25 protein-coding genes are annotated in these 25,538 nt (G+C 65.8%); 5 read left to right on the top strand and 20 right to left on the bottom strand.

All coding sequences use genetic code 11. The annotated features are described in order from the left end of the window. Nucleotides 1-3: 3 nt before the first annotated feature. Genes WKW77_RS15815 through WKW77_RS15795 form a run of 5 tightly spaced genes read right to left on the bottom strand, consistent with a single transcriptional unit; the run spans nucleotide 4 to nucleotide 4,298 of the window. The gene (locus tag WKW77_RS15815) at nucleotides 4-612 is read right to left on the bottom strand and encodes a 3'-5' exonuclease (protein ID WP_340357803.1); all 609 of its coding nucleotides are present in this window, start codon (nucleotides 610-612) and stop codon (nucleotides 4-6) included. A gap of 1 nt (nucleotide 613) precedes the next feature. After that, complete coding sequence (gene fghA, locus WKW77_RS15810; RefSeq protein WP_340357802.1) at nucleotides 614-1,480, bottom strand: S-formylglutathione hydrolase; 867 nt, start codon at nucleotides 1,478-1,480, stop codon at nucleotides 614-616. Beyond that, nucleotides 1,477-2,379: an alpha/beta fold hydrolase gene (locus WKW77_RS15805; RefSeq protein WP_422823199.1), complete on the bottom strand. Its 903-nt coding sequence runs from the start codon at nucleotides 2,377-2,379 to the stop codon at nucleotides 1,477-1,479. The genes fghA and WKW77_RS15805 overlap by 4 nt, the downstream gene beginning before the upstream one ends. A gap of 54 nt (nucleotides 2,380-2,433) precedes the next feature. Next, nucleotides 2,434-3,279, bottom strand: coding sequence for an amidohydrolase family protein (locus WKW77_RS15800; RefSeq protein WP_340357800.1), 846 nt, complete (start codon nucleotides 3,277-3,279; stop codon nucleotides 2,434-2,436). Beyond that, nucleotides 3,276-4,298 (bottom strand): aldo/keto reductase, encoded by a 1,023-nt coding sequence (locus tag WKW77_RS15795; RefSeq protein ID WP_340357799.1) that lies wholly within the window; start codon nucleotides 4,296-4,298, stop codon nucleotides 3,276-3,278. Before WKW77_RS15795 ends, WKW77_RS15800 begins: the two co-directional genes overlap by 4 nt. A gap of 67 nt (nucleotides 4,299-4,365) precedes the next feature. Between WKW77_RS15795 and aroQ the strand changes: the two genes are divergently transcribed. After that, the gene (gene aroQ / locus WKW77_RS15790) at nucleotides 4,366-4,821 is read left to right on the top strand and encodes a type II 3-dehydroquinate dehydratase (RefSeq protein WP_340357798.1); all 456 of its coding nucleotides are present in this window, start codon (nucleotides 4,366-4,368) and stop codon (nucleotides 4,819-4,821) included. Beyond that, a complete protein-coding gene (locus WKW77_RS15785) occupies nucleotides 4,821-5,456 on the top strand; it encodes a DNA-3-methyladenine glycosylase I (protein WP_340357797.1) in 636 nt (211 codons plus the stop codon). The genes aroQ and WKW77_RS15785 overlap by 1 nt, the downstream gene beginning before the upstream one ends. Before the next feature lie 15 nt (nucleotides 5,457-5,471). Here WKW77_RS15785 and WKW77_RS15780 read toward each other — a convergent pair whose 3' ends face one another. The 5 genes from WKW77_RS15780 to WKW77_RS15760 all read right to left on the bottom strand — a co-directional run bounded on the left by WKW77_RS15780 (nucleotide 5,472) and on the right by WKW77_RS15760 (nucleotide 12,615). Next, the gene (locus tag WKW77_RS15780; protein ID WP_422823209.1) at nucleotides 5,472-7,097 is read right to left on the bottom strand and encodes a SpoVR family protein; all 1,626 of its coding nucleotides are present in this window, start codon (nucleotides 7,095-7,097) and stop codon (nucleotides 5,472-5,474) included. Then, the gene (locus tag WKW77_RS15775; protein WP_422823208.1) at nucleotides 6,983-8,269 is read right to left on the bottom strand and encodes a YeaH/YhbH family protein; all 1,287 of its coding nucleotides are present in this window, start codon (nucleotides 8,267-8,269) and stop codon (nucleotides 6,983-6,985) included. Before WKW77_RS15775 ends, WKW77_RS15780 begins: the two co-directional genes overlap by 115 nt. A gap of 30 nt (nucleotides 8,270-8,299) precedes the next feature. Beyond that, nucleotides 8,300-10,222 (bottom strand): PrkA family serine protein kinase, encoded by a 1,923-nt coding sequence (locus WKW77_RS15770; RefSeq protein WP_340357794.1) that lies wholly within the window; start codon nucleotides 10,220-10,222, stop codon nucleotides 8,300-8,302. A 497-nt stretch (nucleotides 10,223-10,719) separates the two neighbouring features. Further along, on the bottom strand, nucleotides 10,720-11,706 hold the full coding sequence (locus tag WKW77_RS15765) for a tripartite tricarboxylate transporter substrate binding protein (RefSeq protein WP_340357793.1): 987 nt from the start codon (nucleotides 11,704-11,706) through the stop codon (nucleotides 10,720-10,722). Between the two features lie 36 nt (nucleotides 11,707-11,742). Further along, nucleotides 11,743-12,615 (bottom strand): fumarylacetoacetate hydrolase family protein, encoded by an 873-nt coding sequence (locus WKW77_RS15760; protein WP_340357792.1) that lies wholly within the window; start codon nucleotides 12,613-12,615, stop codon nucleotides 11,743-11,745. A 122-nt stretch (nucleotides 12,616-12,737) separates the two neighbouring features. On the opposite strand from WKW77_RS15760, the gene WKW77_RS15755 reads away from it, so the two are divergent. The 3 genes from WKW77_RS15755 (at nucleotide 12,738) to WKW77_RS15745 (ending at nucleotide 15,222) form a co-directional block, all read left to right on the top strand. Beyond that, the gene (locus WKW77_RS15755; protein WP_340357791.1) at nucleotides 12,738-13,409 is read left to right on the top strand and encodes a FadR/GntR family transcriptional regulator; all 672 of its coding nucleotides are present in this window, start codon (nucleotides 12,738-12,740) and stop codon (nucleotides 13,407-13,409) included. 152 nt (nucleotides 13,410-13,561) lie between these two features. Next, a complete protein-coding gene (locus WKW77_RS15750; RefSeq protein WP_340357790.1) occupies nucleotides 13,562-14,533 on the top strand; it encodes a tripartite tricarboxylate transporter substrate binding protein in 972 nt (323 codons plus the stop codon). After that, a complete protein-coding gene (locus WKW77_RS15745; RefSeq protein WP_340357789.1) occupies nucleotides 14,530-15,222 on the top strand; it encodes a molybdate ABC transporter substrate-binding protein in 693 nt (230 codons plus the stop codon). The genes WKW77_RS15750 and WKW77_RS15745 overlap by 4 nt, the downstream gene beginning before the upstream one ends. On the opposite strand, the gene dnaJ is transcribed toward WKW77_RS15745, so the two are convergent. The 10 genes from dnaJ to garD form a co-directional block, all read right to left on the bottom strand. Further along, nucleotides 15,215-16,345, bottom strand: coding sequence for a molecular chaperone DnaJ (gene dnaJ, locus WKW77_RS15740; RefSeq protein ID WP_340357788.1), 1,131 nt, complete (start codon nucleotides 16,343-16,345; stop codon nucleotides 15,215-15,217). The genes WKW77_RS15745 and dnaJ overlap by 8 nt on opposite strands. A 98-nt stretch (nucleotides 16,346-16,443) precedes the next feature. Beyond that, on the bottom strand, nucleotides 16,444-18,378 hold the full coding sequence (gene dnaK / locus WKW77_RS15735; RefSeq protein WP_340357787.1) for a molecular chaperone DnaK: 1,935 nt from the start codon (nucleotides 18,376-18,378) through the stop codon (nucleotides 16,444-16,446). Nucleotides 18,379-18,484: 106 nt separating this feature from the next. After that, a complete protein-coding gene (grpE, locus tag WKW77_RS15730; RefSeq protein WP_340357786.1) occupies nucleotides 18,485-19,051 on the bottom strand; it encodes a nucleotide exchange factor GrpE in 567 nt (188 codons plus the stop codon). 131 nt (nucleotides 19,052-19,182) lie between these two features. After that, a complete protein-coding gene (locus tag WKW77_RS15725) occupies nucleotides 19,183-19,533 on the bottom strand; it encodes an FKBP-type peptidyl-prolyl cis-trans isomerase (protein ID WP_184525760.1) in 351 nt (116 codons plus the stop codon). Nucleotides 19,534-19,621: 88 nt separating this feature from the next. Next, nucleotides 19,622-19,945 (bottom strand): winged helix-turn-helix transcriptional regulator, encoded by a 324-nt coding sequence (locus tag WKW77_RS15720; protein ID WP_093169486.1) that lies wholly within the window; start codon nucleotides 19,943-19,945, stop codon nucleotides 19,622-19,624. Nucleotides 19,946-20,108: 163 nt separating this feature from the next. Beyond that, nucleotides 20,109-20,960, bottom strand: a complete 852-nt coding sequence (asd, locus tag WKW77_RS15715) for an archaetidylserine decarboxylase (RefSeq protein ID WP_340357785.1) — start codon at nucleotides 20,958-20,960, stop codon at nucleotides 20,109-20,111. A gap of 95 nt (nucleotides 20,961-21,055) precedes the next feature. After that, nucleotides 21,056-22,048 carry a Bug family tripartite tricarboxylate transporter substrate binding protein gene (locus tag WKW77_RS15710; RefSeq protein ID WP_340357784.1) on the bottom strand — a complete coding sequence of 331 codons (993 nt, stop codon included), beginning with the start codon at nucleotides 22,046-22,048 and terminating at the stop codon, nucleotides 21,056-21,058. 93 nt (nucleotides 22,049-22,141) lie between these two features. Then, on the bottom strand, nucleotides 22,142-23,113 hold the full coding sequence (locus tag WKW77_RS15705; protein ID WP_340357783.1) for a tripartite tricarboxylate transporter substrate binding protein: 972 nt from the start codon (nucleotides 23,111-23,113) through the stop codon (nucleotides 22,142-22,144). Between the two features lie 43 nt (nucleotides 23,114-23,156). Then, on the bottom strand, nucleotides 23,157-23,921 hold the full coding sequence (locus tag WKW77_RS15700; protein WP_340357782.1) for an SDR family NAD(P)-dependent oxidoreductase: 765 nt from the start codon (nucleotides 23,919-23,921) through the stop codon (nucleotides 23,157-23,159). Nucleotides 23,922-23,935: 14 nt separating this feature from the next. Beyond that, nucleotides 23,936-25,522 (bottom strand): galactarate dehydratase, encoded by a 1,587-nt coding sequence (gene garD, locus WKW77_RS15695; protein WP_340357781.1) that lies wholly within the window; start codon nucleotides 25,520-25,522, stop codon nucleotides 23,936-23,938. Nucleotides 25,523-25,538 lie beyond the last annotated feature (16 nt).

Genomic DNA, 25,538 nt, shown 5'->3' with positions numbered 1-25,538 from the left:
CGGTCAACCGGGCGGCCTGAGCCCGAGCGCGTCGAACACCCGGATCGCCGCATAGGCATCGTTGCCTGCGTACCGCAGTTGCGCCGGCGTCAGCTGTTGGCTGGCCCAGTTCGACGTGGTCGCCTTGCGCGACTTGATGAAGCGGCGGTCGAACATCAGCGCCACGGCGGTCTTCACGCCAACGGACTTGCGATAGCCGCGGCGGCGGAATTCGACGTCGAGATCAAAGACCGCCTGCGGCTCGATGCCGAAGCGCTGGCGGATCAGGTTCAGGTCGCCGGAGAGGCCGAAGCCCACCTTCAGCAGTGCCGGTGAGGTGAGCAGGTTCGTCAGCGCGTCGTGGAACGCGGCCCGGTGCGACTGGAAGAGCCATGCCGCGCCCGGCGTCGCGAACTGGAGCACGTGCGGGCCGGTCGACACCTCGAACTTCGCGAAAGTGGGCTTCGATTCGGTATCGAAGCCGACCACCCGGGCGGAGTGCAGGGCTTCGGTTGCGGCCTCGGCATCCTCCGGCGTCTCGACCACGTGGATCTCCGGCAGCCCGAGACCCACGAAGGGCTCCAGTTCCGCGATCTGCTCGCGCTCGGGCAGGGGCGCGGGTTGGCGGCTCATTTCAGGCCTTCAGCGCTTTGGCGTGATGCGCGAGGTGATCGCCGATGAAGCTCTGGATGAAGTAATAGCCGTGGTCATAGCCCTCGTGCCGGCGCAGCGTGAGCGGCTGGCCGGCAGCGCGGCAGGCGGCTTCGAACAGGTGCGGGTGCAGCTGCTCGGCGAGGAATTTGTCGGCCAGCCCCTGGTCGACGAGGATGCCCGCCGGATAGGGCGGCGCGGTCTGCGACTGCATGAGCGCGCAGGCGTCGTGCGCCAGCCAGGTTTCGTCGTCCTTGCCGAGGTAGCCGCGGAAGGCCTTCTGGCCCCATGGGCACTGCGTCGGCGCACAGATCGGCGCGAGCGCCGACAGCGACCGGAACCGCCCCGGATGCCGCAGCGCCAGCGTGAGCGCACCGTGGCCGCCCATCGAATGGCCGAAGATCCCGATGCGCCTGGCGTCGATCGGCATGCCGTGCGTCACCAGCGGCAGCAACTCGTTGACGATCCAGCTTTCCATGCGCCAGAACTGGTCCCAGGGTTCGACGGTGGCGTCGAGATAGAAGCCTGCGCCGATGCCGAAATCCCAGCTCGCCGTGGCGCCCTCGATGCCTTCCGGGCCGGCGCCGCGCGGACTGGTGTCCGGCGTGATGAGCGCCAGTCCGAGTTCGGCAGCGAGCCGTTGCGCGCCGGCCTTGATCATGAAGGTCTCTTCGTTGCAGGTGAGGCCTGCGAGGTACAACAGGGCCGGCACCGGGCCCCTCTCGGCCTGCGGGGGAAGGAACACCGAAAAGCGCATCGGCAGGCCGATCTCGCGCGAAGCGTGTTCGTGGAAGCGTTGGATGCCGCCAAAGCAACGGTGTTCGGAAAGCGTCTTCAGGCTGTCTGTCATGTCTTGAGGTGGGGGGTGAGTTCGAGCACTGCGTCGGCGAACACGCGCGGGACTTCCTGCGGCATGTTGTGGCCGACGCCGGGCACCACGCGGTGCGAGCGCGGTCCGGCAAAGCGGTGCGCATGCGCCGACGCATCGGCCGGCGAACGGACACCGTCGTCGGCGCCGTCGAAGGTGATGGTCGGCACCGCGATCGCCGGCTGGCCGGCGAGCTTCGCTTCGATGTCCGCATAGGCCGGATCGCCCGGCACGAGGCCGAAGCGGTGGCGGTACGAATGGATCACCACGTCGACGAAGTCCGGGTGATCGAAGGCCTGGGCGCTGCGCTCGAAAGTCGCATCCTCGAAGCGCCAGGTCGGCGACCAGAGCTGCCAGAGGAGTCGCGTGATGCCGCGCCGGTCGGCAGCGAGTCCTGCACGTCCGCGCTCGCTGTGGAAGTAGTACTGGTACCAGAGCCGGTGTTCGTTCTCGGCGCTGTCCGGCTGCATCGCCTTGGCGATGTCCTGGACGTTGTAGCTGTTGTACGAGACCAGCCCCGCGCACCGCTCGGGCCAGAGCGCCGCCACGACGCACGCGGCGCGGCCGCCCCAGTCGTAGCCGGCGAGCACTGCCTTCGGGATCGCGAGCGCGTCGAGCAGCGCGAGCAGGTCTGCGCCGAGCGCCGCCTGTTCGCCCGAGCGCGGCGTCGCGTCGCGGAGGAAGCGCGTGCCGCCGTAGCCGCGCAGGTAAGGAACGATCACGCGGCAGCCCGCGGCCGCGAGCATCGGCGCGACATCGACGTAGCTGTGGATGTCGTACGGAAAGCCGTGCATCAGCAGCACGGGCGGGCCTGCGGGCGGGCCGACCTCGAAGTACGACACGTCGAGCACGCCGGCGCGGATCGTGTGGAGCGGGCTCATGCGCGTGTTCATCTGGAATCGAAGTCTTGGATGCGGGGCGAACGCCGCCGGCCGTCACTTTATGCCATAGAAGGTGGCCGCATTCGTGCCCAGGATCTGCTCCTGCTCGAGCGGAGAAAGTCCGGCCAGCAATTCAAGTGACGCCGCCTGCCATCGGCCATAGGTGCCGGCAAGGTTGAGCACCGGCCAGTCGCTGCCCCACATGAGACGCAAGGGCCCGAAGCGGTCGATGAGATGGTCGACGTAGGGTCGCAGCGCGGCTGCATCCCAGTCGGCGCCGGCCTCGGTTGCAAGCCCCGAGAGCTTGCAGCTCACGCGGGTGCATTGTGCAAGGATCGCGATCTGGCTCGCCCACGGCTCGAACCGGCCGTGCGCGATGTCGGGCTTGGCCCCGTGGTCGATCACCATCGGCAACAGGGGATGGCGCAAGGCGAATTTCGTCGCGGCGTCGATCTGGTGCGGCTTGATCAGCAGGTCGAGGCAAAGGCCCAGTTCGGTCATCGTCCGGATGGCCGGTTCGAGACGTGCATCGAGGATCCATTCCGGGTCCGGCAGGTCCTGCAGCATCGGGCGCAGGCCCTTGATCAGCGGCTCCTGCGCGAGGCGGCTGATGCGTCGGGGCGCATCGTCGGCGGCAAGGTCCGTCCAGCCGACCACTGCCCGGACGCGGCTGGCGGGATCCGCCGCGATGCCGAGCAGCCGCGCGGTCTCGGCTTCGGACGGCGCGGCCTGGACCAGCACGGTGGCGTCGATGTCGGCGTCGTCCAGGAGCGGCGCCAGGTCTTCCGGCGCGAAGTCGCGATGGATGGCGTGCAGCTCGGGCGTGTCCTGCAGCCAGCCGTAGTCGTGGTGCGCCAGCGACCAATAGTGCTGATGGGCATCGATGCGGCCAATGCTCATGGCCAGCTCCCCGGTGGCAGGCCGGCCGGCAGCAGCCCTTCGACCACGAGCGCTTCCCACAACGCCGCGGGGATCGGCGCGTCGCGGTGCGCGATGCTCTGCGCGATCTCGGCGGCGCTGCGGGCGCCGACCACCACGGCTGCAGCGCAGCGGCAGGCCATCGCGAACTGCAGGGCGGCGGCTGGCAGCGCGACGTCGAACTCGTTGCAGATGCGCGCGATGTGCGCAGCCTTGTCGCGAACCTGCTGATCCGCGGGCCGGTAGTCGAAGCGCGCATCGGCCGCGACGCCGGAGGCGATCGCCAGGATGCCCGAATTGAACACGCCGGCGAGGATGAGCCGGACGTCCCTTGCAATGCACAGAGGCACCAGTTCGGCCGCGGCGGAGTTGTCGAGCAGCGTGTAGCGCCCGGCGAGCATCAGGCAGTCGAAATCGCCCTCGACGATCGCGTCGCGGCAGGCCTGCCATTCGTTGACGCCGATGCCGATCGCGCCGAGCACGCCTTCGCCCCGCAGCCGGTGCAGCGCGCGGTAGGCGCCGCCCATCGCTTCGCGGAAACGCGCCGGTTGCGCGTCGCCGTGCGTATGCCGGTCGATGTCGTGGATGAAGGCGATGTCGATGCGGTCGACCCCCAGTCGTCGGAGGCTGTCGTCGATCGATCGCAGCGCACCGTCGAAGCTGTAGTCGAAGCGCGGCTCGAAGGGCAGGCCGCGCACGTAGCCGTCGCGCTCGGCGGGCGGATCGGGGTCGGGGACGAGCAGCCGTCCGACCTTGGTCGAGAGGATGAAGCTGTCGCGAGGCTGGACCTGCAGGAACCGGCCGAGGCGCACCTCGCTGAGCCCATGGCCATAGAGCGGCGCGGTGTCGAAATAGCGTACGCCGAGTCGCCAGGCCGTATCGATGGTCTGCAGAGCCTCGTCGTCGCCCAGCGGGGCGTACAGGTTGCCCAGCGGCGCTCCACCCAGCCCGAGGCGCAGGGGGCCCTGGAAACGGTCGAGGACGACGTTTGTCTGTGGCATGCCTTGTTGTACTCCGGATCGGTGTCTTCCGTGGTGGTGCGGGGCCACACCTGATAAAAAGCGGGCCATGAAAAAGATCCTCGTCCTCAACGGCCCCAATCTCAACCTTCTCGGCACGCGCGAACCGGCGCAGTATGGCTACGAGACCATCGCCGACGTCGAGCGCATGTGCGCGGAAGCCGGCGCAAAGCTCGGCGTGGACATCGAATGCCGCCAGTCCAACCACGAAGGCATGCTGATCGACTGGATCCACGAGGCCGGCCGCGAGGTCGCCGCGGGCCGCATGCTCGGCGTGGTGATGAACCCGGGCGCCTACACGCACACCTCGATCGCGCTGCACGACGCGATCAAGGGCGCGAGCGTTCCGCTGATCGAGCTCCACATCTCCAACGTGCATGCGCGCGAGGAGTTCCGGCATCACTCCTACATCTCGCCGGCGGCGCGCGGGATCATCGTCGGCTTCGGTGTGAAGGGCTATCCGCTCGCGATCGAAGCGCTGATCCGTGTGAGCGAAGCCGCCTGATGGGCGCACAAGCGGGGCTTTTCGAGGCCGCTGACGGCACCTTGCGCTGTCGCTGGTGCGAGTCGACGCAGGCCTACCAGCACTATCACGACAGCGAATGGGGCTTCCCGGTCACCGACGACCGGCGGCTTTTCGAGAAGCTGTGCCTCGAAGGCTTCCAGGCCGGGCTGAGCTGGCTCACCATCCTCAACAAGCGCGAGGCCTTCCGGAAGGGATTCGCGCAGTTCGAGGCCGAAAAGGTGGCGCGCTTCGGCGCGAAGGACATCGAACGGTTGCTGGCCGATGCCGGCATCGTGCGGCATCGGGGCAAGATCGAATCGACCATCAACAACGCGAAGCGCGTGCTCGAACTGCGCGACGAATTCGGTTCGCTCGCCGCGTACGCATGGCGGTACGAACCGGATCCGGCCTCGCGGCCCGAGGCGCTCACGCACGAGGCATTGCGGGCAATGACCACATCGCCCGAATCATTGGCGATGTCGAAAGACCTGAAAAAGCGGGGTTGGAGCTTCGTCGGGCCGACCACGGTCTACGCCTTCATGCAGGCAATGGGGCTGGTCAACGACCACGTCGAAGGTTGCCACGCGCGCGAGATGGCGCTGGCTGCTCGCGCAAAGCTCAAAGTGCCGCGCTGAGACTTTTCAATCGCGCTAGGTCGTCTGCGACCCGGACACCTTGCGGTGGCTGATGCGGCCCTGGCTGTCGACGCTCTCGAGGTGCACGTCGAACCCCCACAGCCGCGCCACATGCTTGAGCACTTCCTGCGAATCGTCGTGCAGCGGCCTGTTGTTGTGCTGGGTGTGGCGCAGGGTTAGCGAACGGTCGCCGCGCAGGTTCACGCTCCAGACCTGGATGTTGGGCTCGCGGTGGTTGAGGTCGTATTGCCGGGACAGCGCCTCGCGCAATTGCCTGTAGCCGCTGTCGTCGTGAATGGCCGAGACCTCGAGTTCGGATTCGCTTTCCTTGTCGCTGATCGCGAAAAATCGGAAATCGCGCATCAGCTTCGGTGACAGGAACTGGCCGATGAAGCTCTCGTCCTTGAAATTGCGCATGGCGTAGTCGAGCGACGTCAGCCAGTCGGAGCCGGCGAGGTCGGGGAACCAACGCTTGTCTTCTTCCGTCGGCTCTTCGCAGATGCGGCGCAGGTCGGTGTACATCGCGAACCCCAGCGCGTAGGGATTGATGCCGCTGTAGGCGCGGTGGCCGATCGGCGGCTGGAACACGACGTTGGTGTGCGACTGCAGCCATTCCATCATGAAGCCGTCGGCCAGCAGGCCTTCGTCGTACAGCGTGTTGAGCAGCGTGTAGTGCCAGAACGTGGCCCAGCCTTCGTTCATCACCTGCGTCTGCCGCTGCGGATAGAAGTACTGCCCGACTTTGCGCACGATACGCACCACTTCGCGCTGCCAGGGTTCCAGCAATGGTGCGTTCTTCTCGATGAAGTAGAGCAGGTTTTCCTGCGGCTCGGCCGGGAAGCGCTTGGCGGCTTCCTCCTCCTCTGCGCTGCGGGTGCGCTTCGGCAAGGTGCGCCACAGGTCGTTGACCTGCTGCTGCAGATGATGCTCGCGTTCCTCGCGGCGCGCCTGCTCCTGGCTGAGCGACAACCTCTGCGGCCGGCGATAGCGGTCGACGCCGTGGTTCATCAGCGCATGACAGGAATCGAGCAGGTCCTCGACCGCCGAGACGCCGTGACGCTCCTCGCATTCGCTGATGTAGTTCCGCGCGTAGACGAGGTAGTCGATGATGGACGACGCATCCGTCCACATCTTGAAAAGGTAGTTGCCCTTGAAGAAGCTGTTGTGCCCATACGCGGCATGCGCGATCACCAGCGCCTGCATCGCCATGGTGTTTTCTTCCATGAGGTAGGCGATGCAGGGGTCCGAATTGATGACGATTTCGTAGGCCAGGCCCATGTGGCCGCGCCGATAGTTCTTCTCTGTCTGGATGAACTGCTTCCCGTACGACCAGTGCCGATAGATCACCGGCATTCCGACGGAGGCGTACGCATCCATCATCTGCTCGGCCGTGATGATCTCGAGTTGGTTGGCGTAGGTGTCGAGCTTGTAGCCCTTGGCCACGCGCGCGATCTCGGCGTGGTACTGCTCGATGAGTTCGAAAGTCCAGTCGGACGGGCTGGGCAGGGGCGTCCGGGTCTTTTCTGTCACACCGTTCCCTTCTCTTTCTTGAACAGATCGCGGAACACCGGATAGATGTCCTGCGCATCGGAGACCTTGCGCATCGCGAAGTTCTTGTGCGATTCGAGTAGCGCCGTGTATTCCTCCCACATGTTCTGCTCGGCCTCGGCGACCTGCACATAGGCGTAGTAGCGCACCAGCGGCAGCAGGTGATCGGCCAGCAGCTCGCGACAGCGACCGCTGTCCTGGTGCCAGTTGTCGCCGTCGCTGGCCTGCGCGCCGTAGATGTTCCAGTCGGTGCTGGGGTAGCGCGCCCGGATGATGTCCAGCATCAGCGTGAGCGCGCTCGACACCACGGTGCCGCCGGTCTCGGTGGCGTGGAAGAACTCCTCCTCAGACACTTCGGCCGCCTGCGTGTGGTGGCGGATGAAGACGAGGTCGATCTTCTCGTAGTGCTTCGTCAGGAAGAGATACAGCAGCATGAAGAAGCGCTTGGACATGTCCTTGCGCGCTTCGTCCATCGAGCCCGAGACGTCCATGAGGCAGAACATGACCGCCTTGGCCGAAGGCACCGGCACCTTCACGCGGTTGCGGTAGCGCAGGTCGATCGGATCTAGGAAGGGGACGTGCTTGCCCTTGCTGCGCAATTCCTCCAGCTTCTCCTCGGTCTCTCGGATCTCCCGCTGCACCAGCGCGTCCGCCACTCGCGGACTGCGCCGCAGGTGCACGAGGTGCGCCTCGAGTTCGCGGATTTCCTTGCGGGAGTCGCCGCCGAGCGCAATGCGCCGAGCCAGTGCGCCGCGCATCGAGCGCACCACATGCAGATTGCTCGGGTTGCCGTCGCTGACGAAGCCCGCACGGTGGCTCTTCCATTCAGGCACTTCTGCCAGCTGCGTGCGGATCAGGTGGGGCAGGGCGAGGTCCTCGAAGAAGACCCGCATGAACTCCTCCTTGGTCAGGCGGAAGACGAAATCGTCCTCGCCGCCTTCGCCGTCGCCGGCCTGCGATCCGCTGCCGGAACCCGCGCCGCCGCCCTGCGGTCTTTCGATGCGGTCGCCCTTGACGTACTCGCGGTTGCCCGGATGCACGTATTCGCGGTCGCCGCCCTGTCCGTGTCCGAAGACCGGCTCGGAGACATCGCGCTTGGGCAGCGTGATGTCCTCGCCCTGCTCGAGATCGCGGATGCCCCGGCCACTGACCGCGCGGCGAACGGCCTCCCCGATCTGCTCGCGATAGCGCCGCAGGAAACGCTCGCGGTTGCCGATGGACTTGTTCTTTCCTGACAACCGGCGGTCGATGATCTGCTGCAGCATGGCCACGGCCGGACCTCCTTCACTCGCTCATCATGAGCTCTTGCGTACGCGCAGATACCACTCGCACAGCAGACGCACCTGTTTGGCGGTGTAGCCCTTCTGCACCATGCGGTTGACGAAATCCTCGTGCTTCTTGAGCTCGTCGGCGCTGCTCTTGGCGTTGAAGCTGATGACGGGCAGCAGCTCCTCGGTGTTCGAGAACATCTTCTTCTCGATCACGGTGCGCAGCTTCTCGTAGCTCGTCCACAGCGGGTTCTTGCCTGCATTGCCGGCGCGTGCGCGCAGCACGAAGTTGACGATTTCGTTCCGGAAGTCCTTGGGGTTGCTGATGCCCGCGGGCTTCTCGATCTTTTCGAGCTCGGCGTTGAGCGAGCTGCGGTCGAAGACTTCGCCGGTGTCCTGGTCGCGGTATTCCTGGTCCTGGATCCAGTAGTCGGCGTAGGTGACGTAGCGGTCGAAGATGTTCTGGCCATACTCCGAGTAGCTTTCGAGGTAGGCGGTCTGGATCTCCTTGCCGATGAACTCCGCGTAGCGCGGGGCCATCAGCTCCTTGATGTAGGACAGGTACTTCTGCTCGGATTCGGGCGCGAACTGCTCGCGCTCGATCTGCTGTTCGAGCACGTACATCAGGTGCACCGGATTGGCCGCGATCTCGCTGCTGTCGAAGTTGAAGACCTTCGAGATGATCTTGAACGCGAAACGCGTCGAAACGCCGCTCATGCCTTCGTCGACGCCCGCGTAGTCGCGATATTCCTGGATGGACTTCGCCTTGGGGTCGGTGTCCTTCAGGTTGTCGCCATCGTAGACCTGCATCTTGCTGAAGATGCTCGAGTTCTCCGGCTCCTTGAGCCGCGTGAGGACCGAGAACTGCGCCATCATGCGCAAGGTGCCGGGCGCGCAGGGCGCCTGCGCGAGCGACGAGTTGCGCACCAGCTTGTCGTAGATCTTGATTTCTTCCGAGACCCGCAGGCAGTAGGGCACTTTGACGATGTAGATCCGGTCGAGGAACGCCTCGTTGTTCTTGTTGTTGCGGAAGGCTTTCCACTCACTCTCGTTGCTGTGCGCGAGCACGATGCCGTCGAACGGAATCGCGCCGAAGCCCTCGGTGCCCTTGAAGTTGCCTTCCTGCGTCGCGGTCAGCAGCGGATGCAGCACCTTGATCGGCGCCTTGAACATTTCGACGAACTCGAGCAGGCCCTGATTCGCGAGACACAGGCCGCCGGAGTAGGCGTAGGCATCGGGGTCGTCCTGTGCGTAGTCTTCGAGCTTGCGGATGTCGATCTTGCCGACCAACGAGGAGATGTCCTGGTTGTTCTCGTCGCCGGGCTCGGTCTTTGCAACCGCGATCTGCCGCAGCACCGACGGATAGCGCTTGACGACCTGGAACTGCCGGATGTCGCCGCCGTACTCTTCGAGCCGCTTCACCGCCCATGGCGAGAGGATGCGCTGCAGGTAGCGCCGGGGGATGCCGTACTCTTTTTCGAGGATCTCGCCATCTTCGGCCGCGTCGAAAAGGCCGAGCGGCGATTCGTTCACCGGAGAGCCCTTGATCGAGTAGAAGGGCACGTGCTCCATGAGTTGCTTGAGTCGCTCGGCGATCGAACTCTTGCCGCCGCCCACGGGGCCCAGCAGATAGAGGATCTGCTTCTTCTCTTCGAGTCCCTGCGCGCCGTGGCGGAAGTACGAGACCACTTGTTCGATGGCATCTTCCATGCCGTAGAACTCGCGGAACGCGGGATAGATCTTGATGACCTTGTTGGCGAAGATCCGCGACAGGCGGGGGTCGTTGCGCGTATCTACCAACTCCGGCTCACCGATGGCCTTGAGCATGCGCTCGGCCGCGGTCGCGTACGCCAGCGGATCCCGCTTGCAGATCTCCAAGTACTCCTGCAAGGGCAGGACCTCTTCGCGCGTACGTTCGTAACGAGCCGCGAAGTTACTGATGACATCCATAGACACCTCCATCGAGTCAGCGGGGCGCTGCCCGGAGTCTCCGTGCTGCACACGTTGCATCGTTCGCAGGAATGGTGCCAGGTGATGTGTGCACGCTCTGGATCAACTCCTCAAGCAGGTACTTGTCCAAAGCATAGAACAAAGAGCGCTTCGAGCAAATTGCTTTTGGGATAAGAACCACACGAAGTTTGAAAGTTCAGCGCAAAAGTTGCGGGCATCGCGAACTCACTGAGTTGTGCACGATGGGCTTGTTGTCGTGATCGTCGTGCGCACAGAGGGGCCGGCCGTGTCGGGATTCGTCGTGTGCACCTGTCGGTTCTTTCCATATTCCTGACGCTCTATTTCAATGAACGCGCGTCGTGAGTCAGCGGCATACGAATAAACGTGGATAGCGCGACAATCGCTCTGCATATTCATAGACGGCGGCGCGCAACAAAAAAGGCGGCCGATGGCCGGCTTTTTTTTCTTGCGGTTCAAGGCGCTGCCCAAGATCGCGCTCACTCGACCCTGCCGATCTTCCGGACCGCTTCCGTCATGGTGCTTGCATCTGCATTCCAGTAGGTCTGGAACGCGGGCGCGTCGAGGTACGCGAGCGGGCTGCCCGCCTTTTCGATCACCTGTGCCACCGCCGGATCTGCCGCAACCTTGGCCGAAGCCGCCCGGAGCTTGCGAACCACTTCGTCCGGCGTCCCGGCCGGAACGAAGAGTCCCGACCACTGCGCGAACTTCACGTCGTATCCTGCCTGCTGCAGACTGGGCACGCCCGGCAACGCCGCGAGCGGCTGATCGCCCCAATGCGCCAGCGCGCGCAGCTTGCCGGCGTTGATTTGCTGCACCACGGTAGCCGGTCCGCTCGCCACTGCATCCACCTGGCCGGCGAGCAGGGCCATCACCGCGGGCCCCGCGCCGGTGTACGGAATGTGCGTCATGCGAAATCCGGCGGCGTTCTTCAGCATCTCCATCGGCACGTGCATGGTGCCGTAATTGCCGGAACTGCCGTAGTTGTAAGTGCCCGGTTTGGTGCGTGCGTCGGCGATGAACTCCGCCAGGCTCTTCCATGGTGCATCGGCGCGCACCACCAGCACGGTCGGATCGGCCGTGAAGCGCGCGATCGGCCTGAACTGGTTCATCTGGTAGGCGGGCTTGCGCTCCAGGATCGCGTCGGCTTCCGGAAGGATCGAGATCGACGACAGGCTGAGCAGCACTGTGTAACCGTCTGCCGGCGCCCGGGCGGCGAAACCGATGCCCACCGCGCCACCGGCTCCCGCTCGGTTGTCGACGACCACCGGCTGCCTGAGTTCGCGTGACAGGGCCTCGGCCACCGGCCTGGCTACCGTGTCGGCCACGCCGCCGGGCGGGAAGGGGACGATCATGGTGATCGGCTTCTGGGGCCAATCGCCCTGCGCCAGGCCGGCTGGCGTGGCGCCGATTCCTGCGGCCGCGAGCAGCGCCGTCTGCAGCAGCGTGCGTCGTGATGCGTTCATATATGTTGTCTCCGTCTTGTTGTGTTGGATCGGCGCTCAGACGAACCGGCTTTCCAGCACGCCCAGGCCGTCGATCTCGATACGGACCACGTCACCTGACTTGAGGTACTGCGGCGGTGTGAGGCCCATGCCGACGCCAGCGGGCGTTCCGGTCGCGATCACGTCGCCCGCATTCAGCGTGATGCCGCGCGAGCAGGTTTCGATCAGCGTCGGGATGTCGAAGATCAGGTCGGTGGTCTGGCCGTCCTGCCGCGCTTCCCCGTTGACCCAGCAGCGCACCCGGGTATCGGTCCCGTCGAGTTCGTCGGCGGTGACGATCCACGGGCCCATCGGACAGAAGGTGTCGAAGGACTTGCCCAGATCCCACTGCTGGTGGCGCATCTGCACGTCGCGGGCGGTGACGTCGTTGACGATGGTGTAGCCGTACACGTGCGACATCGCGGATGCGCGCGTGATGTTGCGGCCGGGTTTGCCGATCACCACCGCCAGTTCGGCCTCGTAGTCGATCTGAGCCGAGATCGCCTCGCCCGGGAGGTGCACCTCGTCGTTGGGGCCGATCACGCATTCCGGCACCTTGGTGAACACGATCGGCCATGAATCGACCTTGGCAGCGCTGTTTTTGAACACGGATCCCGACAATTCCTTCGCATGCGCGTGGTAGTTGCGCCCCACGCAGAAGATGTTGCGGCGCTGCATGGGCAGCGGTGCTTCGAGCCGGATGGCGCTGAGCGGCACGGCCTCGCCGGTGGCCGGCAGCCGGGATTCGCCGGCGGCCTGCGCCTCGATGAGCGAAAGTGCGCCGCGGCGGGCGCGTGGGGCTTCGATCTGGAATGGTGACACCGTCTGGCCGTCGGCTGAGACGAGGCCGACCTGGCGGCGGCCTTGATATTGATAGGTGGCTATGCGCAAAATGATCTCCTCTTGACGACCAAATGCTACCAATCAGATACCAAATGCACAATAGCGTCCGGCTCCTGCAACGACGTTGATACGATCGGTGCCTCCCACCCCACTCATCCTGTTCTGCCATCGTGCACAGTGCCCTCACCCTGCGGGAAGCGATCCTCGAGAACCTGAAGTCGCGCGCCTGGCGTGCAGGCCACCGGCTGCCCACCGAGCGCGAACTCTGCGGGCAATTCGGACTGAGCCGGACGACGGTGCGGCGGGTGCTCGGCGACCTGAAGACCCGCGGCCTCATCACGCAGACGGTCGGCAGCGGCACCTATGTCAGCCATGAAGTCGGACGTGCGCTGGCGGCTATCAGCAGCGGCGAATCGCCGCTCGCCACCAGTCCGGCGGAACTCATGAGTGCCCGCCTCGTGCTGGAGCCTGCGATCATCGCGATGGTGATCGGCAACGCCACTGCCGCGGATTTCGAGAGGATGGACCAGTGCTGCGACAAGGGCGAGGCGGCAGCGACCATCGAGGAGTTCGAGCGGTGGGACGGCAAGCTGCACGAGGCGATCGCCAATGCCGCGCACAACAGTTTCATTTCCGCCGTGTTCCAGCGCATGAACGAGGTCCGGGCGCAAAGCGAGTGGGGCATGCTCAAGCGCCGCAGCGCCACGCCCGAGCGCCGACTCGAATACCAGCGCGAGCATCGCGACCTCGTGGCGGCGCTGAAGGATCGCGACAGCGCGCGGGCTGCGGAGCTCTGCCTCGGGCATCTGGTCCACGTGCGCCGGAATCTGCTCGGCTTCTGATTGGCGCCCGCCCCACATCGGCTTGCGGACTAACCCGGACCTGCATTGACCCCTTTCCGGGGGCTCGCTATATTGGTTTTCGATTGGCGGCTTGAAATACCAATCGATACCAATCAGGGCGGGCCACCCGCCTGAAATCCGGAGACAAAGCAATGAGGCATGGGATTTCGCGTGTTTGGCTTGCCGCCGCACTGGTCGTGGCGCCTCCATGGGCCGATGCGCAGGACTACCCCACCCGTCCGGTCCGCGTCATCGTGCCCTTTGCGGCCGGTGGCCCGGCGGACGTGTATGCGCGCTTCGTCGCCAACCGGCTGCAGGAAGTGCTCGGCCAGGGCTTCGTGGTGGACAACCGTCCCGGCGCCGGTTCGGTGATCGGCACCGATGCCGCCGCCAAGAGCCCTGCGGACGGCTACACGCTGCTGCTGATGTCCAACGCGCACACGGTCAACGAGTCGCTGATTCCGAACAAGCCCTATCAACTCATGCGCGACTTCACGCCGGTCGCCGCGATCAACTATTCCGACCTGGTGCTCGTCACCCGCAGCGGCCTGCCGGTCGATGACCTCGCGCAACTCATCGCGATGGCGAAATCCCGTCCCGGCGCGCTGAGCTATGCCTCGTCCGGCCCGGGCACCCCGTACCACATGGCCGGCGAACTCTTCAAGGCGATGGCGGGCGTGTCGATCCTGCACATCCCCTACCGCGGCAGCGCCGGCGCGCGCACCGACGTGCTCGGCGGGCAGGTGGACATGATGTTCGACGCGGTGCCGACCATGACCGAGCACGTGCGCGCCGGAAAGGTGAAGGCGATGGCGACCACGGGCCTCGCCCGCTCCGCCGTGATGCCCGACGTGCCCACGGTCGATCAGGCCGGCGTGCCCAAGTACGAAGCGACCATCTGGCTGGGGCTGATGGCGCCGAAGGGCACTCCGCCCGCGATCGTCGAACGCCTCAACGCCGAAGTGGTGAAGATCGCATCGAATCCCGACGTGATCCGCGCCTGGAAGGCACAGGGTGCAACCCCGATGACGATGAACGTCGCCGATTTCACCCGCTACATGAACGACGACATCGCCAAGTGGGCGCGCGTCGTCAAGATTTCTGGCGCGAAGGCAGACCAATGAACATTCTTTGTGCGGGCGCGGCCCAGGGCCTGGTCAAGGCATTGCAGGGCGTTTTCCTGGAGCTGACCGGCGCCAGGGTCGAAGGGCGCTTCGGCGCGGTGGGGGCGATGAAGGAAGCGCTGCTGGCCGGCGAGCCGTGCGACGTGATGGTCGTCACCGCGCCCATGGTGGCCGAACTGCAGGATGAGCGGCGGCTGATCGTGGACTCGGAGGCCCCGCTCGGACGCGTGCGCACCGGCATCGCGGTGCGTGCGGGCGATCCGGTGCCCGCGATTTCTACGCCCGAGGCTCTGAGGGACAGCCTGCTCGCCGCGAGCGCAATCTACTTTCCCGATGCGCAGCGTTCCACCGCAGGCATCCACTTCGCGTCCGTGCTGGCGAAGCTCGGCGTTGCCAACGATGTGGCGGCGCGGCTTCGCACCTTTCCGAACGGCGCGACCGCGATGCGCGAACTGGCGGCGGAACCGCGCCGCGGCGCGATCGGCTGCACGCAGATCACCGAAATCAAGTACACGCCCGGCATCGCGCTGGCCGGGCCGTTGCCCGAGGCTTTCGAGCTCGCGACGGTCTACACGGCGGCGGTGAGCGCCACCGCGCGCAATCCGGCGCTCGCCCAGCGCTTCGTCGCGCTGCTCGCCGGGCCGACCTCGCGCTGCCTGCGCGCGCAGGGCGGCTTCGAGATCAGCTGAAGAACTCCTTGGCCTTGTCGAACCAGCCCTTGTCGGTCGGGCTGTGCTTGTCGCCGCCCTTCTTGAGGGATTCGTCGAGTTCCTTGAGCAGCTTGCGCTGGTGCTCTGTGAGCTTGACCGGGGTTTCCACGCGCACGTGGCAGTACAGGTCGCCGGGGTAGCTCGAACGCACGCCCTTGATGCCCTTGCCGCGCAGGCGGAATTGCTTGCCGCTTTGCGTGCCGTCCGGGATGTCGATCGCCGCCGGACCCTTGAGCGTGGGCACGCTGATCTCGCCGCCCAGCGCCGCGGTCGTGATGCTCACCGGCACCACGCAGTGCAGGTCGTCGCCGTCGCGTTCGAAGATGTCGTGCTTCTTGAGGCGAATCTCTATATAGAGGTCCCCCGGCGGCCCGCCGTTGGTGCCAGGCTCGCCGTTGCCGCTGCTGCGGATGCGCATCCCGTCGTCGATGCCGGCCGGGATCTTCACTTCCAGCGTCTTGTTGTTCTTGATCTTGCCCTGGCCGTGGCAGGTGGTGCACGGTTCCGGAATGATCTTGCCCGAGCCGTGGCAGGTCGGGCAGGTCTGCTGCACGCTGAAGAAGCCCTGGCGCATCTGGACCGCGCCCTGGCCGTGGCAGGTCGTGCATGTGATCGGCTTGGTGCCCGGCTTGGCGCCGGAGCCCTTGCAGGTGCCGCACTCGTCCCAGCTCGGGATGCGGATCTGCGCGTCCTTGCCGTCCGCGGCTTCTTCGAGGGTGATCTCCATCGCGTAGCTCAGGTCGCTGCCGCGGTAGACCTGGCGTCCGCCGCGTGCCCCTGCGCGCCCGCCGAACACGTCGCCGAAGATGTCGCCGAAGGCTTCCGCGAAGCCGCCGAAGCCCTCCGCGCCCGGGCCGCGCATGTTCGGGTCGACACCCGCGTGGCCGTACTGGTCGTAGGCCGCGCGCTTCTGGTCGTCGGACAGCATTTCGTAGGCTTCCTTGACCTCCTTGAACTTGGCCTCCGCTTCCTTGCTGGAGTCCCCGTGGTTGCGGTCAGGGTGGTGCTTCATCGCGAGCTTGCGATAAGCCTTCTTGATTTCGTCCTCGCTCGCGTTCTTGGGGACGCCGAGGATCTCGTAGTAGTCGCGTTTGGTGGCCATGATGGGGTCGGGGCGGGGTCGTCGGAAGCAGGTGCTTGAAGCGGAAAAGGCTGGACCACCTTGGAGCGGTGGTCCAGCCTTGGATCAGGGCGCGGGAATCAGCCCTTCTTCACTTCCTTGACTTCGGCGTCGACCACGTTGTCGTCCGCCGGAGCGCTCGCAGCTTCCGGGCCCGCGCCAGCCGCGGCACCGGCCGCGCCTGCGGCAGCCTGTGCGTCGGCGTACATCTTCTCGCCGAGCTTCTGGCTGGCGGCCATCAGCGCATTGGTCTTTTCCTCGATGGCGGACTTGTCTTCGCCCTTCACGGCTTCCTCGACGTCCTTCATCGCGGCTTCGATCTTTTCCTTTTCGCCGGCATCGAGGCTGCCGCCGTGTTCGCCCAGCGACTTCTTCACGCTGTGGACCATGGCCTCGCCCTGGTTGCGCGCCTGGGCGAGTTCGACCTTCTTCTTGTCCTCGGCTGCGTTCAGCTCGGCGTCCTTCACCATCTTCTGGATCTCGTCTTCCGACAGGCCCGAGTTCGCCTTGATGGTGATCTTGTTTTCCTTGCCGGTGCCCTTGTCCTTGGCGCCGACGTGCAGGATGCCGTTGGCGTCGATGTCGAAACTCACCTCGATCTGCGGCGTGCCGCGCGATGCCGGCGGAATGCCTTCGAGGTTGAATTCGCCCAGCAGCTTGTTGCCCGCGGCGACTTCGCGCTCGCCCTGGAACACCTTGATCGTGACGGCCGGCTGGTTGTCCTCGGCGGTCGAGAAGGTCTGTGCGAACTTCGTCGGGATCGTGGTGTTCTTGGTGATCATCTTGGTCATCACGCCGCCCATCGTCTCGATGCCGAGCGACAGCGGGGTCACGTCCAGCAGCAGCACGTCCTTGCGGTCGCCCGAGAGCACCTGGCCCTGGATGGCGGCGCCGACGGCCACGGCCTCGTCAGGGTTCACGTCCTTGCGCGGATCCTTGCCGAAGAATTCCTTGACCTTGTCCTGCACCTTGGGCATGCGGGTCTGGCCGCCGACCAGGATCACGTCGCTGATGTCCGACACGCTGACGCCGGCGTCCTTGATGGCGGTGCGGCACGGCGCGATGGTGCGCTCGATCAGGTCGTCCACCAGGCTTTCGAGCTTGGCGCGGGTGAGCTTGATGTTCAGGTGCTTCGGACCCGAGGCATCGGCCGTGATGTAGGGCAGGTTGATGTCCGTCGCGGCGCTGTTCGACAGCTCGATCTTGGCTTTCTCGGCCGCTTCCTTCAGGCGCTGCAGCGCGAGCACGTCCTTGGAGAGGTCGACGCCCTGTTCCTTCTTGAACTCGGAAATGATGTAGTCGATGACGCGCTGGTCGAAGTCCTCGCCGCCCAGGAAGGTGTCGCCGTTGGTCGACAGCACTTCGAACTGCTTCTCGCCGTCCACGTCGGCGATCTCGATGATCGAGATGTCGAAGGTGCCGCCGCCGAGGTCATACACCGCGATCTTGCGGTCGGCCTTGTCGTGCTTGTCCAGGCCGAAGGCAAGCGCTGCGGCCGTCGGCTCGTTGATGATGCGCTTGACGTCCAGGCCCGCGATGCGGCCGGCGTCCTTGGTGGCCTGGCGCTGGCTGTCGTTGAAGTAGGCCGGCACGGTGATCACCGCTTCGGTCACGGTTTCGCCGAGATAGTCTTCGGCGGTCTTCTTCATCTTGCGCAGGATCTCGGCGCTGATCTGCTGCGGCGCGAGCTTCTTGCCGCGCACTTCGACCCAGGCGTCGCCGTTGTCGGCCTTGGTGATGCTGTAGGGCATCAGGTCGATGTCCTTCTGGACTTCTTTTTCTTCGAACTTGCGGCCGATCAGGCGCTTGACCGCGTAGATCGTGTTCTTGGGGTTCGTGACCGCCTGACGCTTGGCCGAGGCGCCGACCAGCACTTCACCGTCTTCCTGGTACGCGACGATCGAGGGCGTCGTACGGGCGCCTTCGGAATTCTCGATCACGCGCGTCGTGTTGCCTTCCATGATCGCCACGCACGAGTTCGTGGTGCCGAGGTCGATGCCGATGATTTTGGCCATGTTGTTGCTCCTGAGGGATCTGAAATGAGGTTGTTGTGAACTTGTGGATAACCCCGTGCGATTCAAGGGATCGGTTGGGGTTTTCCTGTGGGTTTCTTGTTGGCTTTCAGCTCGGGCTGCTGACGGTCACGAGGGCGGGGCGGAGGATGCGGTCGGCGATCGTGTAGCCCTTCTGCAGCACGCCGACGATGGTGTTGGCTTCCTGGCCGGGCGCCGGGACCATCGAGATGGCCTGATGCAGGTGCGGATCGAACTTGCTGCCGGCCGGCGGCGCGATCTCGATGACCTTGTTGCGCTCCAGCGCGCTCTTGAGCTGGCGCAGCGTGGCTTCGGTGCCTTCGCGCAGGTGCTCGACCGAGGCGTCCTGCACCGCGAGGCCGGCTTCGAGGCTGTCCAGCACGGGCAGCAGGCTTTCGGCGAAGCCTTCGATGGCGAACTTGCGACCCTTGCTGACTTCCTCGTCGGCGCGGCGGCGCGCGTTCTGCACGTCGGCCTGGGCGCGAAGGAACTGGTCGGCGAGCTCGGCGTTCTTGGCCTGCAGGGCGGCGATCTCGGCCTGGGCCGCGGCAATCGCATCGGCTTCGTTGGCGGCCTGCGCTGCCTCCAGCTCTTCGGGGCTCGGGGCGCCTTGCAGGGTCTCGGGATTCGGTTGGGTGTTTTGCGGGTCTGACATCTCAAAAGGCCGGCAACCAAGCCGGGAATCAACGAAAAACGAACGACAAGCAGCTAACTGGGGTCCGCCGCGGGGTTTTCAAGAAAAAAATGCGCCGGAAACGGCGCATTTCATCGGCTCCGGAGAGCCGGTCAGTGGGCGTCCAGGAGCTCGACGTCGAACTTGAGGGTGGCGTTCGGCGGAATCACGCCGCCGGCACCGCGGGCGCCGTAGCCGAGCGACGCCGGAATGATCAGGGTGCGCTTGCCGCCGATCTTCATGCCGGCGACGCCCTCGTCCCAGCCCTTGATGACCTGGCCGGCGCCGAGCGAGAAGGCGAAGGGGTCGTTGCGGTCGCGGCTGGAGTCGAACTTGGCGCCTTGCACGCCGTCGTTGTAGAGCCAGCCGGTGTAGTGCACATGGACGTGGTGGCCGGGCTTGGCTTCGGCGCCGTCGCCGACCGTGGTGTCTTCGTACTGCAGGCCGGAGGGGGTGGTGGGCATGGTGCGCTCCTGTGGAATGTGGAGGAAACCGCGCAGTTTAACGAGGCCGCAAGGGCGGCCCTGCAGGTCATGGCGCCGTGGGCCCGTCCTACGGTGACGGCGCAGGTGCCTTCTTGGCCTGGCCCTGCTGCCACTTCGCGGCGAACGCCTGCAGGTCCGACAGCCGCTTGAGCAGGTCCTGCCCGCTCAGCGTCAGGCTGTATCCCTCATGGCCGTGGCTGACGAGGCCGGCTTCGCGCAGTTCCTTGATGCGGGTGTTGAGCGTGTTCGGGGTGATGCCGCCGACGCTGTCCTGCAGCAGGCGGAAGGTCTGGGCGTGTCCGTCGCGCAAGGCCCAGAGAACGCGCAGGGCGTAGCGGGCTTCCAGCAGCGCGAGCAACTGGCTGATCGCCGCGTTTTCCTTGCCACTCATCGACATCAGACTCCTCGGGAACACGGCAGCCGGCGTGGCTGCTTTCTTCTTGTGACAGGCCCGTGACCCCACGAGCCGGGCGGCGACTATAGCCCAGAAGGTCGATTGCTACAACTTTAATAGCTGAGAAGGCAGGCGGGTCGCGGGCTGTGAGCTTGCGGGTTCAGGCAGACACGTAGTTGGCCATGGTTTCTCCAAGGCGGATGGGGCGTGCAGGCGCCCAGTCCGGATTGAAGGCCACCGGCGGGGACGGGAACAGCAGGACCACCGTCGATCCCAGCAGGAAGCGGCCCATCTCATCGCCTTTTTTCAGCACGACCTGCTGATCGTCGTAGCGCCATTCGCGGATCTCGCCGGGCCGCGGCGGATTCACCACGCCGTGCCATACGGTCGCCATGCTGCCGACGATGGTCGCGCCGACGAGAACCAGCACGAACGGCCCGCGTGCCGATTCGAAGACGCACACCACGCGCTCGTTGCGGGCGAAAAGGCCCGGTACGCCGCGCGCCGTCGCCGGGTTGACCGAGAACAGGTCGCCGGGCACATAGGTCATGCGCAGCAGCCGTCCGTCGCACGGCATGTGGATGCGGTGGTAGTCCCGCGGGCTCAGGTAGAGCGTCGCGAAGCTGCCGTGCTCGAAGCGCGCGGCGAGCGCCGCGTCGCCGCCGACCAGCGCGGTGGTCATGTAGCGGTGCCCCTTGGCCTGGAAGATCTGGTCGCCCTCGATGGGGCCGAACTGGCTGATCGCGCCGTCCACCGGTGCGACGAGATCGGCATCGGCGATCGGCCGCGCGCCGGGCTTGAGAGCGCGCGTGAAGAACTCGTTGAAGCTCCGGTAGCTCGCGATGTCGCTGTCCAGCGCCTCTCCCATGTCCACGCCGTACTTGTCGACGAAGCGCCGGATGATCCAGGTCGTCACCGCGCCGCGCTCCTTGCCTGCGACCCACCCGGCAAAGGAGGTCAATGCCTGCTTCGGGATCAGGTACTGCGGCAGGACGGCGAAGCGATCGGACAAGGGCGTTCTCGGGTAAAGCGGTGGGCGATTCTATCGACCGGTCCGGGCCCGGCCGGGTCGGACGGCGGGCCGTCCGTGCGGCGGCCCGTGCCCCGTTACTCGGGCTTGATGTTCGCGGCCTTGATGACCTGCGCCCACTTCTCGACCTCGGCCTTCTGGAAGGCGGCGATCTGCGTGGTCGTCATGTCGGCCGGCTGCATGCCGAAGCTCTTGAGCTTCTCCTGCATCTCGGGCTCCGCGAGGATGGTGCGGATCTCCTTGTGGAGGCGGTCGACGATCGGTGCCGGCGTGCCCGCGGGCACGAAGATGGCCTGCCAGGACAGCACTTCGAATTTCTCGAGGCCCGGAATGCCCGATTCGGCGACCGTGGGCACGTCGGGCATCGACGGCAGCCGCCTGGACGAGGTCACCGCGATCGCACGCAGCTTGCCGCTCTGGATGTGCGGGCCGGCGACGACGGTGGTGTCGAACATCATGTCCACCTGGCCGCCGATCACGTCCTGGATCGCGGGACCGCTGCCCTTGTACGGGATGTGCGTGAACTTCACGCCGGACCTGTAGGCCAGCAGTTCGAGCGCGAGGTGCTGCGAGGTGCCGGTGCCGGCGGAAGCCGACGACAGGCCGCCGGGTTTCGCCTTGCTGGCTTCGAGCACGTCCTTCAGCGTCTTGTACGGGCTCGCCTGGTTGACCACCAGCACCACCGGATTGGTGCCGATCAGCGTGACCGGCGCAAAAGACTTCTGCGGGTCGTAGCCGATCCTCGGATAGAGGCTGACGTTGATCGCGTGCGAGCTGATCGTGCCGCCCAGCAGCGTGAACCCGTCTGGCGCGGCGCGCGAGGCGATCTCCGATCCGACGCTGCCGCCGGCGCCGCCCTTGTTGTCCACCACCACGGTGGCGCCGAGCGCGGTGCCGAGCTTCTGCGAGATCAGCCGCGCCAGAACGTCTGTCGTGCCGCCGGCGGGGAAGGGGACCATGTAGGTGATCGTCTTGCCGTTCGGCCACTGGGCCTGTGCGAAGGCGGCCAATGAGGGCAGGGCGCCGGCCAGCGAGGCGAGCGCGGTGTGCAAGAGGGTGCGGCGTTGCATGAACATGTCTCCAGGATGAAAAGGGGCCGCGCCGTTGTTGTCGTTCTATTCGCTGCGCGGCCTCGGGGCGCTCCGGGCGTGTCCCGGTGGGCCTCAGGGCTTGATGTTGAGTTTGGTGATGAGGTTCTTGTAGTAGGTGTTGTCCTTGGCCAGCGTTTCCTTGAACGCCGCGCCATCTGTGTAGACGTAGCCCAGATTGAGCTTGTCCATGGCCTCGCGCATCATCGGTTCGGCGGCGGTCTTGGCGGTGATCTCGCGCAGCTTGGCCATCACTTCGGGCGGCGTGTTCTTCGGCGCACCGAGCCCGCGCCAGGTGCCGATGGAGACGTCGATGCCCCGCTCCTTGCCTGTCGGCACGTTCTCGAAGCCCTTCACGCGCTTGTCAGCCATGACCATCAGCATCTTGAGCTTGCCCGACTGGACGTGCGTCGATACCTCGGCCGGGCTCACCGCCACGGCCTCGATGTGCCCGCCCAGCAGCGCCAGCACTGCCGGTGCCGCGCCCTGGAAGGGGATGTGCCCGAACTTCGCGCCGGTCTTGTCTTCGAGCGCCGCGGCGGCAAGGTGCCAGATCGAGCCGTTGCCCGAATTGCCCACGCGGACGTTCTCGGGGTTCTTCTTGGCCGCCGCCAGGAATTCCTCGATGGTGTTCCAGGGCGCATCGGCCTTGACCGTGATGGCCGCCGGATCGGCGTTGAGCTGCGCGATCGGCTGGAAGTCGTCGTAGTTGAACTTGGCAAGGCCGAGGTGCGGCAGCGTCAGCAGTTCGACAGTGAGCACAGCGAGCTTGTAGCCGTCCGGCTTGGCGTTGATCACTTCGGTCCACCCGATCGCGCCACCCGCGCCAGGACGGTTGACGATCACCATGCTCTGCGACATGTGCTTGCGGCTCGCGTCCGCGAAGGTGCGCGCAAGTCCGTCGGTACCACCGCCGGGTTGGTAGGGCACCACGAGTTCGATCGTGCGGCTCGGGAAATCGTCCGCGGCTGCGGGCGCTGCAAAACCGAGAGCGAGGGTGGCGGCGGCGGAAACCGCGGCGAGGCTGCGTAGCAATGTCGATTTCAAGTCCTGTCTCCGTTGTTGTTCATGGTTGGGTTGGGTGACGCGATCAGGGCATGTACTGCCCGCCGTTCACTTCGAGGATCTGGCCCGTGACGTAGCCCGAGAGCTGCGGCGAGGCGAGATAGAGGAAAGCACCGACGCATTCGTCGGGCTCGCCGATGCGTGCCATCGGGATCGATGCCTTGAAGGATTCGAGCATCTGCGGTGTCGAGAAGCGATCGTGGAACGGCGTCTGGATCACGCCCGGCGCCACCGCGTTGACGCGGATGTTGTCGCCGGCGAGTTCCTTCGCGAGCCCGCGCGTTGCGGTGCTGACAAAGCCCTTTGCACCCGCATACAGGTACGCGCCCGGTCCGCCGCCGTGTCGCGCCGCGACCGAGGTCACGTTGATGATGCTGCCGCCACGCCCTTGCGCGCGCATCAGCGGCACCACTTCGCGGCAGAAGTCCAGTACCGAACGCGCGTTGAGGTGCAACACCTCGTCGAAGATGCGATCGTCGAATTCCGTGATCGGCATACGCTTGACCAGGCCGCCCGCGTTGTTGACCAGCACGTCGATGCCGCCGAGGCGTTCGTTGGCTTCCTCCACCACGCGCGTGATCGCGGCGCTGTCTCGCACGTCGGCCTGCAAGGCGAAGGCCTCGCCGCCGGCCGACTTGATGGTCGCGACGACCTGGTTCGCGGCATCGGCCGAACTGTTGTAGTGCACCGCGACGCGCATGCCGCGTGCTGCGAAGCCAATGGCGACTGCGGCGCCGATGCCGGTGCTCGCGCCGGTGACGAGGACGCTGCGGCCCTTGAGATCTTCCATGCTTGCTTTCTCCTTCAGGTCACCGGCGCCGGATTGAACAGCACCAGCGCGTTGTGCAGCTTCCACTGCTCGGCCCAGGTCTTCTTCCTGCCGCTGGCCACGTCGAGCATGAGACGGAACAGCTCCCAGCCCACCTCCTCGATGGTCACCTCGCCATCAGCGATGCGGCCCGCGTTCACATCCATCAGGTCGTGCCAGCGCCGCGCCAGATCGCTGCGCGTGGCGACCTTGATCACCGGCACTTCGGCAAGGCCGTAGGGCGTCCCGCGCCCGGTCGTGAACACATGCAGGTTGATGCCCGCGGCCACCTGCAGCGTGCCGCAGATGAAATCGCTCGCCGGCGTCGCCGCGTAGATCAGGCCCTTCTGCCTGGCCTTCTCGCCCGGCGAGATCACCCCCGAGATCGGGGCGCTTCCGGACTTCACGATCGAGCCCATCGCCTTCTCCACGATGTTCGAGAGCCCGCCCTTCTTGTTGCCCGGCGTCGTGTTGGCGCTGCGGTCCACCCGGCCCTTGTCCAGGTACGCGTCGTACCAGGCCATCTCGCGGATCATGGCGTCTGCCACCTCCGGCGTGGTCGCGCGTGAGGTGAGCTGGTCGATGCCGTCGCGCACCTCCGTGACCTCCGAGAACATCACGGTGGCGCCCGCGCGCACCAGCAGGTCGGTGCAAAAGCCCACCGCCGGATTGGCCGTGACCCCCGAGAACGCATCGCTGCCGCCGCACTGCACGCCCACCACCAGTTCGCTCGCAGGCACGGTCTCGCGTTGCCGCGCGTTCAGGCGCTCCAGGTGCTCCTCGGCCTGCCGCATGATCGACTCGATCATCGACATGAAGCCCACATGCGCGTCGTCCTGCAGGCACACCACGTCGAGCTTGCTGTCGGCGCTGTCGCCCACATCGGCCACGTTGCGCTCGTCGACCAGCGGGATGCTCCCCGGCGGCAGCAGCCGCTCGGGCTGCAGCTTCTCGCAGCCCAGGCTGACGACCATCACCTCGCCGCCGAAGTTGGGGTTCAGGCTGATGTTGCGCAGCGTGCGGATCGGCACGACCGCGTCGGGCGCGTCGATGGCCACGCCGCAGCCGTAGGTGTGCTCCAGCGCCACCACGTCGTCGACGTGGGGGAACCGGGGCAGCAGTTCCTTCTTGATGCGCTGCACCGCGAAGTCGGTCACGCCGGCCACGCACTGCACGGTCTGGGTGATCGCGAGGATGTTGCGCGTGCCCACCGAGCCGTCCGGGTTGCGGAAGCCCTCGAAGGTGAAGCCCTCCAGCGGCGGCATCTCGGGCGGCTTGACGGTGGCGATCGGCAGGCCTTCGAGCTCGCGCGCGGCGGGCATCTTCAGCAGGCGCTCGTGCACCCAGCTGCCGGCGGGGATGTCCTTGAGCGCGTAGCCGATGGCGACGTTGTAGCGGCGCACTTCGCCGCCTTCGGGGATGTCGACCAATGACACCTTGTGGGCCTGCGGCACCTTCTCGCGCAGGGTCAGGCCCGAGGGGAAGACGGTGCCCGCGGGCAAGCCGCCGTCGTTGGCCACGATCGCGACGTTGTCGCGCTCGTGCATGGTGATGTACAGGGGCGGCTTGGCGGATTCCGTCATAAGGGGTTTCAGTGCG

This window comes from Variovorax ureilyticus, assembly GCF_037889935.1.
GTDB classification, from domain to species: Bacteria; Pseudomonadota; Gammaproteobacteria; order Burkholderiales; family Burkholderiaceae_C; genus Variovorax; species Variovorax ureilyticus.
This window is presented reverse-complemented; position numbering and strand designations above follow the sequence as displayed.

Excerpts from the sequence above, each read along its gene's own strand:
- WKW77_RS15795 (WP_340357799.1), bottom strand. The coding sequence starts at position 4,298 with ATGCCACAGACAAACGTCGTCCTCGACCGTTTCCAGGGCCCCCTGCGC.
- WKW77_RS15700 (WP_340357782.1), bottom strand. The coding sequence starts at position 23,921 with ATGGAAGATCTCAAGGGCCGCAGCGTCCTCGTCACCGGCGCGAGCACC.
- WKW77_RS15725 (WP_184525760.1), bottom strand. The coding sequence starts at position 19,533 with ATGCCCACCACCCCCTCCGGCCTGCAGTACGAAGACACCACGGTCGGC.
- WKW77_RS15815 (WP_340357803.1), bottom strand. The coding sequence starts at position 612 with ATGAGCCGCCAACCCGCGCCCCTGCCCGAGCGCGAGCAGATCGCGGAA.
- WKW77_RS15800 (WP_340357800.1), bottom strand. The coding sequence starts at position 3,279 with ATGAGCATTGGCCGCATCGATGCCCATCAGCACTATTGGTCGCTGGCG.
- WKW77_RS15750 (WP_340357790.1), top strand. The coding sequence starts at position 13,562 with ATGAGGCATGGGATTTCGCGTGTTTGGCTTGCCGCCGCACTGGTCGTG.
- dnaJ (WP_340357788.1), bottom strand. The coding sequence starts at position 16,345 with ATGGCCACCAAACGCGACTACTACGAGATCCTCGGCGTCCCCAAGAAC.
- dnaK (WP_340357787.1), bottom strand. The coding sequence starts at position 18,378 with ATGGCCAAAATCATCGGCATCGACCTCGGCACCACGAACTCGTGCGTG.
- aroQ (WP_340357798.1), top strand. The coding sequence starts at position 4,366 with ATGAAAAAGATCCTCGTCCTCAACGGCCCCAATCTCAACCTTCTCGGC.
- garD (WP_340357781.1), bottom strand. The coding sequence starts at position 25,522 with ATGACGGAATCCGCCAAGCCGCCCCTGTACATCACCATGCACGAGCGC.
- WKW77_RS15710 (WP_340357784.1), bottom strand. The coding sequence starts at position 22,048 with ATGCAACGCCGCACCCTCTTGCACACCGCGCTCGCCTCGCTGGCCGGC.
- grpE (WP_340357786.1), bottom strand. The coding sequence starts at position 19,051 with ATGTCAGACCCGCAAAACACCCAACCGAATCCCGAGACCCTGCAAGGC.
- WKW77_RS15785 (WP_340357797.1), top strand. The coding sequence starts at position 4,821 with ATGGGCGCACAAGCGGGGCTTTTCGAGGCCGCTGACGGCACCTTGCGC.
- WKW77_RS15765 (WP_340357793.1), bottom strand. The coding sequence starts at position 11,706 with ATGAACGCATCACGACGCACGCTGCTGCAGACGGCGCTGCTCGCGGCC.
- fghA (WP_340357802.1), bottom strand. The coding sequence starts at position 1,480 with ATGACAGACAGCCTGAAGACGCTTTCCGAACACCGTTGCTTTGGCGGC.
- WKW77_RS15720 (WP_093169486.1), bottom strand. The coding sequence starts at position 19,945 with ATGAGTGGCAAGGAAAACGCGGCGATCAGCCAGTTGCTCGCGCTGCTG.
- WKW77_RS15805 (WP_422823199.1), bottom strand. The coding sequence starts at position 2,379 with ATGAGCCCGCTCCACACGATCCGCGCCGGCGTGCTCGACGTGTCGTAC.
- WKW77_RS15745 (WP_340357789.1), top strand. The coding sequence starts at position 14,530 with ATGAACATTCTTTGTGCGGGCGCGGCCCAGGGCCTGGTCAAGGCATTG.
- WKW77_RS15770 (WP_340357794.1), bottom strand. The coding sequence starts at position 10,222 with ATGGATGTCATCAGTAACTTCGCGGCTCGTTACGAACGTACGCGCGAA.
- WKW77_RS15775 (WP_422823208.1), bottom strand. The coding sequence starts at position 8,269 with ATGCTGCAGCAGATCATCGACCGCCGGTTGTCAGGAAAGAACAAGTCC.